General features: G+C 73.9%; 10 protein-coding genes. All 10 read right to left on the reverse strand.

Features of this window, described 5'->3' with window-relative positions:
• Nucleotides 1–36: 36 nt before the first annotated feature.
• Nucleotides 37–1,110: a DNA polymerase III delta subunit-related protein gene (locus Acit_RS06395; protein WP_248107072.1), complete on the reverse strand. Its 1,074-nt coding sequence runs from the start codon at nucleotides 1,108–1,110 to the stop codon at nucleotides 37–39.
• Nucleotides 1,107–1,784 carry a dTMP kinase gene (gene tmk / locus Acit_RS06400; RefSeq protein ID WP_248107075.1) on the reverse strand — a complete coding sequence of 226 codons (678 nt, stop codon included), beginning with the start codon at nucleotides 1,782–1,784 and terminating at the stop codon, nucleotides 1,107–1,109. The genes Acit_RS06395 and tmk overlap by 4 nt, the downstream gene beginning before the upstream one ends.
• 1 nt (nucleotide 1,785) lies before the next feature.
• Complete coding sequence (gene topA / locus Acit_RS06410; protein WP_282436446.1) at nucleotides 1,786–4,617, reverse strand: type I DNA topoisomerase; 2,832 nt, start codon at nucleotides 4,615–4,617, stop codon at nucleotides 1,786–1,788.
• Between the two features lie 58 nt (nucleotides 4,618–4,675).
• On the reverse strand, nucleotides 4,676–5,614 hold the full coding sequence (locus tag Acit_RS06415) for a LysR family transcriptional regulator (RefSeq protein WP_248107077.1): 939 nt from the start codon (nucleotides 5,612–5,614) through the stop codon (nucleotides 4,676–4,678).
• A 125-nt stretch (nucleotides 5,615–5,739) separates the two neighbouring features.
• Complete coding sequence (locus Acit_RS06420) at nucleotides 5,740–6,066, reverse strand: DUF190 domain-containing protein (protein WP_248107078.1); 327 nt, start codon at nucleotides 6,064–6,066, stop codon at nucleotides 5,740–5,742.
• The gene (locus Acit_RS06425; RefSeq protein WP_248107087.1) at nucleotides 6,063–9,221 is read right to left on the reverse strand and encodes a DUF2309 domain-containing protein; all 3,159 of its coding nucleotides are present in this window, start codon (nucleotides 9,219–9,221) and stop codon (nucleotides 6,063–6,065) included. Before Acit_RS06425 ends, Acit_RS06420 begins: the two co-directional genes overlap by 4 nt.
• Nucleotides 9,206–9,982 (reverse strand): hypothetical protein, encoded by a 777-nt coding sequence (locus Acit_RS06430; RefSeq protein ID WP_248107089.1) that lies wholly within the window; start codon nucleotides 9,980–9,982, stop codon nucleotides 9,206–9,208. The genes Acit_RS06425 and Acit_RS06430 overlap by 16 nt, the downstream gene beginning before the upstream one ends.
• Before the next feature lie 3 nt (nucleotides 9,983–9,985).
• Nucleotides 9,986–11,674 carry a proton-conducting transporter transmembrane domain-containing protein gene (locus Acit_RS06435; RefSeq protein ID WP_248107091.1) on the reverse strand — a complete coding sequence of 563 codons (1,689 nt, stop codon included), beginning with the start codon at nucleotides 11,672–11,674 and terminating at the stop codon, nucleotides 9,986–9,988.
• A gap of 25 nt (nucleotides 11,675–11,699) precedes the next feature.
• A complete protein-coding gene (locus Acit_RS13595; RefSeq protein WP_248107093.1) occupies nucleotides 11,700–14,033 on the reverse strand; it encodes a nitric oxide reductase activation protein NorD in 2,334 nt (777 codons plus the stop codon).
• A gap of 38 nt (nucleotides 14,034–14,071) precedes the next feature.
• Complete coding sequence (locus Acit_RS06445; RefSeq protein WP_282436461.1) at nucleotides 14,072–14,878, reverse strand: CbbQ/NirQ/NorQ/GpvN family protein; 807 nt, start codon at nucleotides 14,876–14,878, stop codon at nucleotides 14,072–14,074.
• Nucleotides 14,879–14,894: the final 16 nt, after the last annotated feature.

The following is a 14,894-nucleotide window of genomic DNA, read 5'->3' on the forward strand; positions in this document are numbered from 1 at the left end:
CGGGTCCCGACCTGCTCGAGAAGGACCCGATGGGGCTCAGCCGAGCGCGGCCAGGCGGGCGAGGAGCGCCTCGAGCCAGACCTGCTCGGCGGGGTTCCGCCGCAGGTCCCTGGCCGCCTCGGCCAGCAGCTCGAGGGCAGCGGCGGCCCGGGTCGCCCCTCGGCCCCGCGGGTCGGCCAGCGCCTGGTCCCTGTAGGCCTGGGCGAGGGCGGCGAGGCCCCGGCGCCACTCCTCGACCCGCCAGCGCCGCTGGGCCCGGTGCTGGCGCTCCTCGATGGCCTTGCGCAGCGGCCCGGTCCGCTCCCCGCTCCCCTCGACCCGGGCGAGCGCGGCGGCCAGCTCCTCGGCCTGCTTCGCGGCCAGGGCCCCGAGGGCCTCCTCGACCCCGCCGGCCAGCTCCCTGGCCAGGGCGGCGAGCACGTGCCCCTCGGGGGCGAGGCGCCCCGGCAGGGAACGCCAGCGGGCCAGCCGGGTCACCAGGCCCTCGTCGGCCGCGAGCAGCCGGGCCGTCCCCGGGCTGCCCCCCGCCGCCTGGGCGGCGGCCCGGGCCCGGTCCTCGGGGACCCCCTGCTCGGCGAGCCAGGCCGCCAGCTCCTCCTCGGGGACCGGTCGCAGCCGCAGGACCACGCAGCGGCTCTGGATGGTGGCGAGGGCGGGGGGGAGACGCTCGGCCAACAGGAGCAGCACGCTGCCCGGCGCCGGCTCCTCGACGGTTTTCAGCAGCATGGGGGCGACCCCCACCCCGAGGTGGAGGTCCGGGACCACGATGACCTGCCGGGGCGCCACTCGGGGCTTGCGCTGGGCGGCCCGGACCGCCTCCCGCACCTCGGCGGCCTGGAGCTGGGGGCCCTCCCGGGTCACCCAGACGAGGTCCGGATGGAAGCCGCCCAGCGCCTCTTCGCAGGCCCGGCACGCCCCGCAGCCCCCCTCGGGGCAGAGCAGGGCGGCGGCCATGCCCCGGGCCAGGGCTGCGGTGCCGGCCCCCTCGGGGCCGATGAGCGCATAGGCATGCACCGGTCGGCGCAGCAGCCGCCGGAGCTGCTCGACGAGGGGCCCCTGGCCGACCGCCTCGGCGAAGAGGGCCGGGACCGGGCGTTCCTCCTCGCTCACCGCCACCCCCCTGGGGGGTCCCCGAGGCGTGCCGCCACCTCGGCCCGGATCGCCCGGGCCACCTCGTCGACCGGGCCCCGCCCGTCGACCACCACGACCCGCTCCGGGTCCTCCTCGGCCAGGGCCAAGAACCCCTGGCGGACCGCTTCGGCGAACGCCGGGCGCTCGGCCTCCAGCCGGTCGGCCAGGACGGGGCCGCCCGGTCCCGGGTCGCCCGGTCCCGGCCCGGCCTCGGCGAGCCGGTGCGCCGCCAGCCGGGCGCGGGCCTCGGGCACGGGCAGGTCGACGACCACCACCAGGTCGGCTGCGAGCCCGCCGGTGGCCGCCTCGGCCAGCTGGTCCAGGAGGGCCCGGGGCACCCCCCGACCAGTCCCCTGGTAGGCGAGGGTGGAGGCCAGGTAGCGGTCGGTCACCACCCACTCGCCGGACGCCAGGGCCGGGCGGAGCACCTCGGCCACGTGCCGGGCCCGATCGGCGCTCACCACCAGGGCCTCGGCCAGGGGTCCGAGGGGGGGCAGGGTCGGGTCCAGGAGCAGCCGCCGCAGCAGGGCTCCCGCTGGGGTGGCGCCGGGCTCGAAGGTGAACCGGGCCCCGGTCGCCGCCGCCAGCAGCTTGGCCTGGGTGGTCTTGCCCGACCCGTCGATGCCCTCCAGGGCGATCAGCCGCCCGGCCACCTCACTCGCCGCTCGCCCGCCGCCGGGTGCTGCCCGTCCCCCGGGACCCGGCGGCCCTCGTGGTCTTGGCGGCCTTCGTCACCTTTGTGGCCTTCGTGGCCTTTGCGGCCTTCGTGGCCCGGGTGCTGCGGCGGGCCGGGGGGCCGGCCGCCCGGCGCTCGGCGAGCAGCTCGGCGGCCCGCTCCAAGGTGACCGTCTCGGGGTCGTCGCCGCGGCGCAGCGAGGCGTTCGTGGTGCCGTCGGTGACGTAGGGGCCGAAACGACCCGAGCGCAGGACGATCGGCTGGCCGGTCTCGGGGTCCTCCCCGAGCTCCCGCAGCGGGGCGGCCGCCTGGCGGCCCCGGCGGGTCTTCGGCTGGGCGAAGAGGGCCAGGGCCTCCTCGAGGCCGATGCCGAGCAGCTGGTCGTCGCGCTCGAGGCTCCGGGTCTCGCTGCCCCGCTTCAGGTAGGGGCCGAAGCGGCCGTTGTGGGCCCAGATCTCCTCGCCGCTCGCCGGGTCCACCCCGACCAGGCGGGGCAGGGCGAGGAGGGCCAGGGCGTCCTCCAGGGTCAGGGTCTCGGGCCGCATGCTGGCAAGCAGCGACGCGGTCCTCGGCTTCTCCCCGCCCTCCTCGGCCTCCCCGAGCTGCACGTAGGGGCCGAAGCGGCCCGAGCGGAGCAGCACCGGTTTGCCGCTCTCCGGGTCCTCGCCGAGGACCCGGTCCCCGCTCGGGGCGGCCAGGAGCTCCCGGGCCCGCTCGACGGTCAGCTCGTCGGGGGGCAGGTCCTCGGGGACCGACGCCCGCTCCTCGCCCCGCTGGAGGTAGGGGCCGTAGCGGCCGACCCGGACCACGATCGGCTCGCCGGTCTCCGGGTCCTCCCCGATGGGGATGGAGTTGATCTCCCGGGCGTCGATGGCCGCCAGGTGCTCGGCCACCAGGCGCCGCAGACCCAGGGCCGAGATCCGCCCGGCCCCGTCCTCCTCGGGCGCCTGGCCCTCGGGAGCCCCGAAGTAGAAGCGGGTCAGCCAGGGCAGGGCCTCGCGCTCCCCCGAGGCGATCCCGTCGAGGTCGTCCTCCATGGCCGCGGTGAACCCGTAGTCCACCAGGTCGGCGAAGTAGCGCTCGAGGAGGCCGACCACGGCGAAGGCGGTGAAGGTCGGCACGAGGGCCGAGCCCTTCTTCCACACGTAGCCCCGGTCGAGGATGGTGGCGATGATCGAGGCGTAGGTGGAGGGCCGGCCCACCCCCTGCTCCTCGAGGGCCTTCACCAGCGAGGCCTCGGTGAAGCGGGCCGGGGGCTGGGTGAGGTGGGAGCGGGCCTCGACCGCCTCGGCCCGCACCACGTCGCCGACCGCCAGGCGGGGCAGCCGGACGTCCCGCTCGGCCAGGTCGGCCTCGGGGTCGTCGGAGCCCTCCACGTAGGCCCGGAGGAACCCCGGGAAGGTGATGACCGAGCCGCTGGCCGCCAGCTCGACCGCCGGCCGGCCCGCCTCGGGGGTCCCGACCAGCCGGACCTGGGCGGTGGTCCCCGTGGCGTCCGCCATCTGCGAGGCCACCGTCCGCTTCCAGATGAGCTCATAGAGTCGAAGCTCGTCGCCCGAGAGGCTGGCGGCGGCCTCCTCGGGGGTCCGGAACCGCTCCCCCGCCGGGCGGATCGCCTCGTGGGCCTCCTGGGCGTTCTTCACCTTCTTCTCGTAGCGCCGGGGGGCGGGGGGCACGTGGTCCGGGCCGTAGAGCTCGGCGGCCTGGGCCCGGGCGGCGGCCAGGGCCTCGTCGGAGAGGGTGGTCGAGTCGGTCCGCATGTAGGTGATCCAGCCCTGCTCGTAGAGCCGCTGGGCCACGGCCATGGTCCGCTGGGCGGAGAAGCGCAGCTTGCGGGCCGCCTCCTGCTGGAGGGTCGAGGTGATGAACGGGGGGGCCGGGCTGCGCCGCAGCGGCCGCTCCTGGACCTGGGTGACCTCGAAGGGCCGGCCGACCAGGGCCTCGGCCAGGGACTGGGCCTCGGGGCCCTCGAGGACCCGGACCCGGGCTCCTGGGGCGAGGGTCCCCTCGGGGCCGAAGTCCCGGCCGTTGGCGAGGGCCTGCCCGTCGACGGCCACGCTCTGGGCCTCGAAGCGCGGCTCGCCCTCCCCCGGGTCCAGGCTGGCCTGGAGATCCCACCATTCGGCCGCCCGGAACCGCATCCGGGCCCGTTCCCGCTCGACGATCATCCGGGTGGCGACGCTCTGGACCCGGCCGGCCGAGAGGCGGGGCATGACCTTCTTCCAGAGCACCGGCGAGACCTCGTAGCCGTAGAGCCGGTCGAGGATCCGCCGGGCCTCCTGGGCGTCGACCAGGCGCCGGTCCAGCTCCCGCCACTCCTGGACCGCCCGCTGGATGGCCTGGGGGGTGATCTCGTGGAACACCATCCGCTTCACCGGCACCCGGGGGTGGAGGACCTCCATGAGGTGCCAGGCGATGGACTCCCCTTCGCGGTCCTCGTCCGTGGCGAGGTAGACCTCGCTGGCCTCCTCCACCAGGCGGGCCAGCTTCTCGACCACCTGCCGCTTCTCGGGGGCCACCACGTAGAGGGGCTTGAAGCCGTTCTCGACGTCGACCCCGAGGCGGGCCCAGGACTCGGCCTTGTACGCCTTCGGGATCTCCTCGGCCCGCCTCGGCAGGTCCCGGATGTGGCCCACCGAGGACTCGACCACGAAGTCCGGGCCGAGCATGGCGGCGATCGTGCGGGCCTTGGCCGGGGACTCCACGATCACCAGGGGCTTGCCGGCGGCCTGGCCCGTCGCGGCGCGGGCGGAGCGCCCCCTCGGCGAGGAGGACCGGTCGGTGCGGGCAGCGGAGCGGGCGGTCGGCATGGCTGGAGGGAGCCTCCAAGAGGCCGGCCCCTCTTGTCAACCCCGGGGCGCGGGGCCCTCAGCCGGTGCGCCGGGGCCGGCGGTCGACCGGCGAGGCCGAGGCCGCCCCCTCGGCCTCCAGGTAGGCGAGGAACGCCCGGGCGATCGGCGAGGGCCGCTTGCCCGCCGGGTGCAGCGCGTACCACCAGCGGACGAGGGGGAAGCCGACGACGTCGAGGACCGCGAGGTCCCCGCAGGCCAGCTCGGGCCCGATGGCGTGCGCCGAGAGCACCGCCAGCCCGAGCTCGCCGGCCACGGCCTGCTTGATCGCCTCGGTGCTCCCCAGGGTCATGCGCACCGTCACGTGGACCTTGTGGCTGGCGAAGAAGCGTTCGGCCGCCAGCCGGGTGCCCGAGCCCGGCTCCCGCATGACGAAGGGCTCCCCGTTGAGCGCGGCGGGGGGCAGGCCGGCCCGGCCAACCAGGGGGTGCGTGACCGGGGCCACCACCACCAGGCGGTTCTCCATGAAGGGGACCGCGACCACCTGCAGGTCCTCTGGGGCGCTGCCCATCACGTAGAGGTCGTCGAGGTTCTGGGCCAGCCGCTCGAGGAGGCCGTGGCGGTTGTCGACCTCCAGGCTCACGTCGATGCCCGGGTGCTGCTTGCAGAACCGCCCGAGGAGCCTCGGGACGAAGTACTTCGCGGTGGTCACCACCGACACCTTGAGCGTGCCCCGCTCGAGCCCCCGGTCCTCCTCGAGCGCCTCGTAGAGGGCCTCGAGACGATCGAGGATGTCCTGCGCGGCGAGCTCCACCTGGCGACCGGCCCCGGTCAGGAACAGCTGCTTGCCCACCTGCTCGTGCAACGGGGCGCCGACGATGGCCGCCAGCTGCTTCACCTGGACCGAGAGGGCGGCGGTCGACATGTGGAGCTCCTTCGCCGCCTGGGTCATGTTGCGGTGCCGGGCCAGCACGGTCATGATCTCGAGCTGGTGGAGCGTCGGGTGCCGACGGGTCACCGGGAGCCCCTCGGACCGGGGCCCGCGCTGCCCGAGCGGTCGCGACCAGCCCGCACCATGGCGGACCCGATGCTACCGACGGCCCGGGGCACCAGTCGAGGGAACCCGAGCGGGGGGAAACCGGCTCACCCGGTGAACTTCGTGAGCCGGCTGACCTGGACGTCCGAGACGAACATGACCCCGGGGTGCTGGTCGAAGAACGGGGTGAGGCCCTCGAGGATCGGGGCCACGAGCTCCTCGGGGACCACCACGACGACCATGATGAGCACGTCGTCCTCGTTGAACATGAGGTGGCTTGGGTACAGGCCGTGGCTGCCCTTGCCCGACACCCCGCCGAGGACCGTGTAGCCCTTCACCCCGGCCCGTTCGAGCAGGTCGGTGGCGAAGTCCCGGTGGGCCCCCTCGAGGACGAGCTCGATCTTCTTCAGCGAGTGCAGCTGGGCGCTGGTCATCGGGCCTCCTCCAGCACGGTCGGGGTGCACGGCTCGGACGTGGGGTCGAGGTGGTCCACGAGGCGGCCGTCCTCGAGGACGAGGACCCGGTAGCCGTCCTCGGGGTCGAGGACGACGACCCGGATCCACTCCCCGAACACGAGGCTGCGCACCTTGGGCAGGCGCTGGACCACGGCCAGGACGAGGCGGACCGGGGCCTCGACCAGGGCGACGAGCCGCATCGGCTCGTGGTAGGGCCGGCGGTCCTTGTAGAGGGTCTGCAGCGGCAGGCCGGTGCGCAGGTCGCTCTGGTTCCCGGTCATGACCCCGAAACGGCCGGCGACGTTGTGGTACACCTTGCTGCCGCTGCCGAAGCGGTGGGGGTCGACGGTGGAGAAGTAGTGCTCGAGGTTGATCCACTCCCCGACCACCACCGGCGCGGAGAGCAGGTTCTCGAGGAAGCGGCCGTCGGGGTCGAAGCGGTGGTCGTAGGAGAGCAGGAAGGCCCGTCCCCCGAGGTCGACCCCCTCGGTGAGGTGACGGCCGCCGACGATCCCGTAGAGGTTCCGGGACAGGCCCCACTCGGGGCGGACCTGGGACCAGTCGTTCGCCTGGCGCCGGGCCGCCTGGGCGGCCGCCTGGGGGCTGCGCTCGGCACGGGACCCGAGCCCGAGGGTCCTGACCCGCTCCGCTGCGCAGCGCCGGCCCGCGGCGGCCAGCCCCGCCTGGAGGCGCTCGAGGTAGAGGAGGTGGCGGCTCGGGAGCTGGTCGAGGTCGGCGAGGGTCACCTCGTCGGTGGTGGTGGTGTGGCTGCCCGGCACGAACCAGGTGTCCTCGGGCACGACGATGCCGAGCTCCCGGAGCCGCAGCCGCACCTCGGGCTTGTTCGCCATGGCGCAGAAGGCCCGGGCGTTGGGCAGCCCGTGGGCGCCCCCGGCCGCCCCGCAGTCGAGGGCCGACTCGTAGGGGTTGTTCCGGCTCAGGCTCTCGTGCCCGACGATGAGCACGAAGCGGGAGAAGTTCGACGTGAGGCCCGTCGAGGTGAGCGCCCGGGCCACGAACTGCACCTGCTCCTCCAGGCTGAAGCCCAGCCGGCCGAGCCGCTCGAGCTGGCGGGCGGCCTCGCGGCGCTCCACCCGGTAGACGGAGCGGAGGGTCTCGACGAACCGGGCCTCGGCCGCCTCGCTGAGACCGAGGCGAGTGGCCAGCGCCGAGGGCCCCTCGGCGTTGCCGAGGGCGATCTCCCGGAGCTCCCGCACCTCGTCGTCGGTCACCTGGTCCCGGGCGACCCGCAGCTCCCGGGCGAGGGCCTGGACGATCATGGCCCGCTGCACCGCCCGCACGATCGAGTCGGCCTGGTCCGCGCTGAGCTTGTCGACGAGCAGGCGGGTCGGGGGCTCGCCCCCGTGGAAGCGGTCCCGGAGCCGGTGGTACCCGACGGGCCAGAGGGTCCTCCCGACGAGTCCCAGGCCGAAGAGGAGGCCGACGGCCTCCACGGCCACGAACGGCGCCATGACCGACTGCTTGAGGCCGTGGGAGACCTCGCTGAGCGCCCCGAAGAGGGGCTCCTCCTCGAGTCGGAGCCCCGCGGGGATCTCGGCCACCAGGTTCTTCGGGGTCATGATGGCCGGGCACAGCGGCTGCTCGCTCCCGTTGCCGTACTCGAGGAACGCCATGGGCACGCCGAAGAACCCGGCGATGCCGAAGGTCTCGTAGTCGCCGAGGGCCTCCAGGTGCCGGCGCAAGGGTTCGGAACGGACGTCGATGCAGAAGAACGCTTGGGCGAAGGGACGCCGGGTGGGTCGGGTCGGGGTGCCGGGCTCGGGGACCCGGACCCGGCGGACCAGGTCGGTGATGGCCCGGGACTCCATGGCCACAAGGAAGGCGTAGCCCTCCTCGCGTTCCCAGGCCCGGAGCGCCCCGAGGAGCCGGTCGAGCTCGTGGGGCCCGAGCTCCTGGAGCACCGTCGGCGCCCCGCCCCCCACCTGCTCGGCGAGGCGTCGCAGCGCCCCCGCCTGCTCGGCCGCCTCGTGGTGGGCTTTCGCCTCGATGTAGCGGGCAGCCAGCCGCTGCCATGCAGCGGGCCGGCGCCGGGCGAGGGCCTGCTCGACCCGCTGGGCCCAGCCGGGGAGCACCGTGCCGCCGTGGAGCTCGGTGCGCAGGTAGGCCCCGGCGGGATCGGCCGCCACCAGCTCGGCGAGGGCCTGGGCGTCGGCCGGGGAGCGGTGGCGGCGGGCCGCCTCGAGGACGAGGATCCGCTCGACGACCAGCCGGACGGCCAGGAAGTCGACGAGATCGGCGGGGAACCGCGCCGCCCAGTAGTACCCGGGGGCCTGCTGGCGGAACCGGACGAAGCCGGCCCAGCCGTGGAGGTGGGTGAGCTCCCGCAGGATGGTGGCCTGCCAGTGCTCCTCGGGGATCCCGAGATCGGCGAGGATGCTGGCCACCACCGCCTCGGGATCGGCCTCCTCGGCGAGCAGGCGGCCCGAGGCCCGGCCGTGGATCAGGAGCCGCAGGTCCCGCCGGGCGACGTCTCGCCAGGCGGGGAAGAAGCCCCGTTCCCGGCCGGGGACCCCCCAGACCGACTGCCCCTCGTCGAAGAAGTCCAGGCACGCCTTGATCACCAGCTCGTCGACGGCCGGTCCGATCCCGGTGCCGAAGAGCGCGTCGACCCGCTCGTGGAACGGCGCGTCGGGTGGAAGGCGCCGCTCGAGGATGGCCAGCAGCCGCGCGTGGCGCTCCTCCTCCGCGACCTCGGGTCGTCGACCTCTGAGCGCGGCGGCCAGGGCCGCGCCGTCGAGCCAGTCGGCCGGGGGACAGAGCTGTGCCAGGTCGGCGTCCACCGCCAGGCACCAGAGCCACCGCTCGAGGTCGACCCCCGGCACCCCCGGGTCGTGGGCCGCGGCGAACGCCCCGATGCGGCGCGCCAGGGCCTCGTCGTCCACCCGGCCCGCTCGCCGGTACTCCTGGTACTGCTGGCGGGTCAGGTACCCCCGAGCGTGGAACAGGCTCGTCCCCTCGGCGACCGCCTCGGGGAAGGGCCGGTGCTCGAGACCGAAGAGGGGGTTGTGGTGGATGAAGGTCCGCATCGGCCAGAAGCGCGCGATCGGCTCGCTCGCCACGTAGACCATGGCCCGGATCTTCAGGCGTTCGCCGAGGCTCAGATCCCGGTCCATCGCCCGCTCCAGAGCACCCCGAGGACCACGAGCCCCGCGAGGACCACGACGCCGAGCGACGCCGGGACGACCGGGAGGTCCGCGACCGGACCGGCCCCGGGCGTGCCGAACAGGAGGTGCCCGAGGAACCGCCCGGTGGCCCACGCCCAGAGGAAGAGCACCCCGAGCACCGCCCACAGTTGCGAGAGGGGGAGCACGTCGACCACGTGGAGGAGGCCGAAGAAGCTCGGGAACAGCGGGGTGGCGACGAGGGCCAGGGCGCTCAGGGCCACCAGCCACGACAGCCGCGGCAGCCGAGCCGCCAGTCCGCCCCGAAGCCCCAGGTACGCGCCCCCAAGGCGCGCCGAGAAGAGCCCGGCCCACACCATGAGCAGGGCGGCGGGCACCGACCAGGCCAGGGCGAACAGCTCGACCGAACGGGCCGGGGCACCGGTCCCGACCAGCAGCCAGTCCAGCGACAGGCCAGAGGTGGCGACCAGCCGGGCCCACAGGGTCACCTCCCGGACGCTCAGGGCCCGCAGCGCGTAGAGCAGCGAGGTGAAGAGCACGAGGGCGACGACCGCCGGGCTGTGCACGACCCCGCGCACCAGGGTGTGCCGGGGCAGTCCCTCGAGGAGGGCGGCGCCGGCCTCGGGGAGGCCGAGCACGGCCAGCGCCCGGGCAGCGGGGTGCCGGACCTGCTCGACCAGCTGGTTGAAGAGCGCGCTGAGCGGGAACACCGGGAGCAGGCAGGCGGCGGCGAGGACCCGGAGGTCGACCATGGCTCAGCTCCACCAGGTCACGAGGTTGAGCCAGCGGGACAGGCGCACCATGGCGTCGGCGACGCGCCCGGCGAGGTCGTTCAGGTAGAGCTCCCGGGTGAGGAGGGCGTAGCCGGCCATGGCCGCCGCGTGCCAGCGCGCCAGAAGCCAGGACCACAGGCGCTCCGTGCCGACCAGCACCGCGAGGGCCCAGCCGGCGGCGAAGAGCAGCGCCAGGACGGCCACCAGGGCGCCGGTGGGGACGAAGCCGAGGCTCGCCGCGCGATAGAGCCGGGTGCTCGCCGCCCCGGGCTCGAGGAAGCTCCCGAAGACGTGGGTCACGAGGGTGTAGCCGACCACCACGAGCACGAAGGAGACCAGGATCCCGCCCATGACCTTCCACGGGTTGGCCCGGCTGAGCCGGTGGGCGCGGAGCAGGGCCTGTCCGCCGGTGACCCACGCGAAGAACAACAGCACGATGACCCCCTGCTCGAACAGCAGGTGCCGGGCCACGGCCGCGTGGGCGAGCGAGAAGACCACCACGGGGACGACGAGGATCAGCGACCCGGCGATCCAAAGGGGCAGGCGGGGGAACCGGGTCGGTCGGCGCGCCACGATGGCGCTGTAGACGAGGTCCGGCGGCACGCCGTCGTGCGCCCGGGCTTCCCCGATGGCGTCCCCGGCGCTGAGGAAGGACGAGGCCTTGAAGAAGCCGTGGGCGATGAGGTGGAACACGGCGAGCGGCAGCGCGCCGAGCCCGCACTCCATCACCATGAAGCCCATCTGCCCCATCGTCGAGTAGCCGAGGGACCGCTTCACGTCGTTCTGGATGAGCATGAGGCTGGAGCCGATCAGCGCGCTCAGCAAGCCGACGACCAGGGCCAGGTGCAGCCCGAGACCGTCGATCTCGAACACCGGCGCGAACCGGTTGAACAGGAAGCCGGCGGCGTTCACGATCCCGGCGTGCATGAGCGCCGACACCGGTGTCGGACCATCCATCGTGTAGGGCAGCCAGCTGTGCAGGAGGATCTGGGCGGAGCGGGCGAACCCCGCCAGGGCCACGAGGATCCCCGTGAGGGCCGGGGCGGACAGCCCGCCGAGGGTGGTGGCGTGCGGATCGGCGCCCATGCGGGCGAAGAGCACCGGCAGGGAGATGCTGTGGTAGGCGCGGAACAGCACGATCGCCGCCAGCCACAGGGGGAGGTCGCCGAGCCGGTAGATCACCTTCGTCCACAGGGCGTAGCGCCCGGCCGCCGGGCGCTCGAGGTCGTGGCCGAGGAGGAAGTAGAGGAACACTCCCACCAGGAACCAGGCCGCCAGCAGGGTGATGAGGTCGGCCGCGGCCACGAGGAACAGGATCGTGGCGGTCATGGCGTTGAGCAGGGCGAAGAACCGGCCGTAGCCGGCCTCTTCGGCCATGGCCCGCACCGAGTAGCGGTGCACGATCACGCTGATCCCCGAGACGAAGGCCCAGAGCACGAGGCTGAGCGGGTCCAGCCAGAGGCTCCCCCAGGACGAGCCGAGGTGGACCACGACCGTGGTCGGCTGGGCGAGGAAGCCCCCGAGGGCCACGAGCGAGCCGACCAGGGCGAGCACCACCCCCGCGACCCCGATGGTGGCCGCCAGGCGTCGCCGGTGGCGGGCGACGAGCACGACGAGCGCCGCGGAGGCTGCCGGCACGAACGGCACGGCCGTGCCCACGTCCCTCAGCATCGATCCCACCTCCGGCTCCTCACGCTCATCGGGTCAACCCCATGTACAGCAGGGGCAGCCGCTCGGGCAGCCGCTCGACCCGGTCGACGATCGCGGCGTTGCGCACCCCGAAGATGCGCGAGACCCACTCGTCGGAGCGGGGGTCGAGGCTGATGCAGTACGGCTGGATCCCGGCGGTCGTCGCCTCCTCGACGGCCTTCTTCGCGTCCACCCGCAGGTACTGCGGGTCGCGCACGTCGTTGTCCGCCGGCTCCCCGTCGGTCACGACGAACAGGAGCTTGCGCTCGTTCGGCTGGCGGCGCAGGAGCGACACGGCGTGCCGGATGGCTGCGCCCATCCTGGTCGAGAGCTGGCCGGTCATCCCGGCCAGGGAGGCCTTGACCCGGTCCCCGTAGGCGACGTCGAAGTCCTTGTACCGGAAGTACTCGACGTCGTGGCGCCCGTTGGAGTGGAAGCCGTGGATGGCGAAGGGGTCACCCAGGCGGTCGAGGGCGTCCGCGAGGAGCACGGTGGCCTCCCGGGCCAGGTCGATCACCCGGAGGTCCGCGCCCTCGACGGGGTCGTTCGTGGACTCAGAGACGTCGACGAGGACCAGCACGGCGAGGTCGCGCTCCCGGCGCAGGGTCCGCTGCATGACCCGGGGATCGGGCTCTCGTCGGAGCCTGAGCTCGGTCATGGCGAAGACCAGGGCGTTCAGGTCGAAGTCGTCCCCCTCCTCCTGCTTGCGGAGCCGCTGGACCCCGACGGGCTGCATGGCCTCGACGATGCGGCGCAGACGGGCGACGAGGGGCCGGTGCTTCTCCAGGATCCGCTCCACCTCCGACGGGTCCCCGGCCGCCGGGCGCGTCTCCAGCACCGAGCACCAGGCCGGGCGGTAGAGCTGCATCTGGTAGTCCCACTCCGGATAGCGGAACACCTCGGCCGGTTGGGCCCGGCCCTCGAGCTGGTTGAAGCTCACCCCCTCGTCCTCGTAGGGGAACAGCTCGGTCGGCAGGACCCAGACCTCCTGGGCGTCGTCCCCGGCGGTCTCCACGTCGAGCTCGTTCACGAACTCCATGAGGCTCACGGTCCGACGGACCTGCTTCTGCACCCAGGGAGCCAGCTCGAAGAACGCCGCGGGGTCGAACTCCTCCCAGAGGTGGCGGTTGTCGTCGCGGTAGGGGGCACGAACGTGGTCGAGGCCCGGCCGGAACTCGACCCCGAGCTCGGCGAGCTCCTGGGCCAGCTCGAGGCCGATCTCCCAGGACAGGGTGCTCGAGCCCAGCTCGGCGCGGGCCTCGGCGAAGCGCTTCCTCGCCACCTCGACCACCCGAGCGTCGTCCTCGTAGTCCGGGTCGACGAGGGACCGGGCGATGCGGCCCAGGTAGTCGCCGACGCTCGTGGCGTCCTGCGGGGTGGCGTCGTGGAGGCGGCGCCAGAGGACGCCGAGCCCAGGGAAGCGGTCGACGGCGAGCTGCTCGACGCGGGCGTCCTCCACCACCCCGATCACCTCCCGCTGCAGCGCGCTCAGGCCCTCGGGGCGCAGGCCCCGGTCCCCGAAGAGGAGGTGCGCCGCCGCGTGGCAGCTGGCCGCCCGGTAGAGGTCCATGCCGCCCACGGTCCGCTCCCCCACCACGTGGTCGTCGTAGGCGTCGGGGAGGTGGACGACGAACCCGGAGATGAAGGGTCGGGGTCCTTCGCCCCGCTCGGGGTCGCCGCTCGTCGGGCGGAGGAAGAAGTCCTGGCCCCACAGGGCCCGCAGGTAGGCCCGGAGGCGCCGCTGGACGTCGACGAAGAGCGTGCCCCGCCGTTCCCGCTGGAACATCGCCCGGGCGTCGGCGCTCTGGAGGCCGAAGTACGCCTCCTGGGCGTCGAAGTCGTTCCGGTGGGCCTGGACCCCCCACGTCGCCCACCGCCGCAGACCGCCGAGGGTCAAGTTGGACAGCAGGACGTCGAGCTTCTCGAGCATCGGCCGGAGTCCCCTCGGGGCCTGGGCGACCAGGGTGTGGAGCAGGCGGAGGTAGTCCTCGAACAGCTCGGGGTCCCCGAGCCGGGCGGCCGCCACCGGACTGGTCGAGAGCACCAGGGCGATCACCGACGCGCTGGTCTTCGAGTACATCGTGATGGCGGTCGAGAGCAGCTGGCCGAGCGCGTCCTCCCCGACCTCCCGGACCACCGCCGGCGCGCTCTGCAGGTACGAGGCGACGAGGTCGGAGCCCCGCTCGAGCAGCTTCAGGTCGAGGGCACCCCGGAGGTAGGTGTCGAGGGCCCGGGGGCTCATGACCCGGGTGGCTTCGGCCCACGAGGACCGGAGCACCTCCTCGAGCTCCGGGCCGAGCTCGGCGAGCACCTCGGGGTGGTCCTCGAGCTCCACGCTCACCGGCCCCGCCCTCCTCGGCGTGCTGGGGCGACCATGGCCTAGAACACCGTGGCGACCGCGGCGTCGAGGGCGTCGCGCATGTCCGGGTCGTCGCTGACGGGTCGCACCAGGGCCATCTGGCAGGCGGCCAGGGGGTCGACCCCCTGGACGATCAGGCTCCCGGCGTAGACGAGCATGCGAGTCGAGATCCCCTCGTCGAGCCCGTGCCCTTTCAGGTTCCGGGCACGCTCGGCGATCGAGACGAGCTTGTCGGCGAGCTGCAGCGACACCCCGCTCTCGTGGGCCACGATCTCGGCCTCGACCCCGTGCTCGGGGTAGTCGAAGTCGAGGGCCCCGAAGCGCTGCTTCGTGGAGGGCTTCAAGTCCTTCATCATCGACTGGTAGCCGGGGTTGTAGGAGATCACGAGCTGGAAGGCCGGATGGGCCCGCACGAGCTCCCCTTTCTTCTCCAGGGGCAGGGCTCGTCGGGTGTCGGTCAGGGGGTGGATGACCACGACGGTGTCCTGGCGGGCCTCGACGATCTCGTCGAGGTAGCAGATGGCGCCGTGGCGGGCGGCGAGGGTGAGCGGGCCGTCCTGCCACCGGGTGCCCTCGGCGTCGAGCAGGAACCGGCCGATGAGGTCCGAGGCGGTCATGTCCTCGTTGCAGGCCACGGTCACCAGCGGCCGGCCGAGCCGCCAGGCCATGTGCTCCACGAAACGGGTCTTGCCGCACCCGGTCGGCCCCTTCAGCATGAGGGGCATCCGGACCGAGTAGGCAGCCTCGTAGAGGGCGATCTCGTTGCCCGTCGCCCGGTAGTAGGGCTCGCTTCGGATCCGGTACTGCTCGATCAGGTCCTCGCCCATCTCCACCTCTCGACCT

Origin of the sequence: Aciditerrimonas ferrireducens (assembly GCF_023130475.1) — a bacterium.
Lineage (GTDB): Bacteria > Actinomycetota > Acidimicrobiia > Acidimicrobiales > UBA8190 > Aciditerrimonas > Aciditerrimonas ferrireducens.

Excerpts from the sequence above, each read along its gene's own strand:
- topA (WP_282436446.1), bottom strand. The coding sequence starts at position 4,617 with ATGCCGACCGCCCGCTCCGCTGCCCGCACCGACCGGTCCTCCTCGCCG.
- Acit_RS06435 (WP_248107091.1), bottom strand. The coding sequence starts at position 11,674 with ATGCTGAGGGACGTGGGCACGGCCGTGCCGTTCGTGCCGGCAGCCTCC.
- Acit_RS06430 (WP_248107089.1), bottom strand. The coding sequence starts at position 9,982 with ATGGTCGACCTCCGGGTCCTCGCCGCCGCCTGCCTGCTCCCGGTGTTC.
- Acit_RS06425 (WP_248107087.1), bottom strand. The coding sequence starts at position 9,221 with ATGGACCGGGATCTGAGCCTCGGCGAACGCCTGAAGATCCGGGCCATG.
- Acit_RS06445 (WP_282436461.1), bottom strand. The coding sequence starts at position 14,878 with ATGGGCGAGGACCTGATCGAGCAGTACCGGATCCGAAGCGAGCCCTAC.
- Acit_RS06420 (WP_248107078.1), bottom strand. The coding sequence starts at position 6,066 with ATGACCAGCGCCCAGCTGCACTCGCTGAAGAAGATCGAGCTCGTCCTC.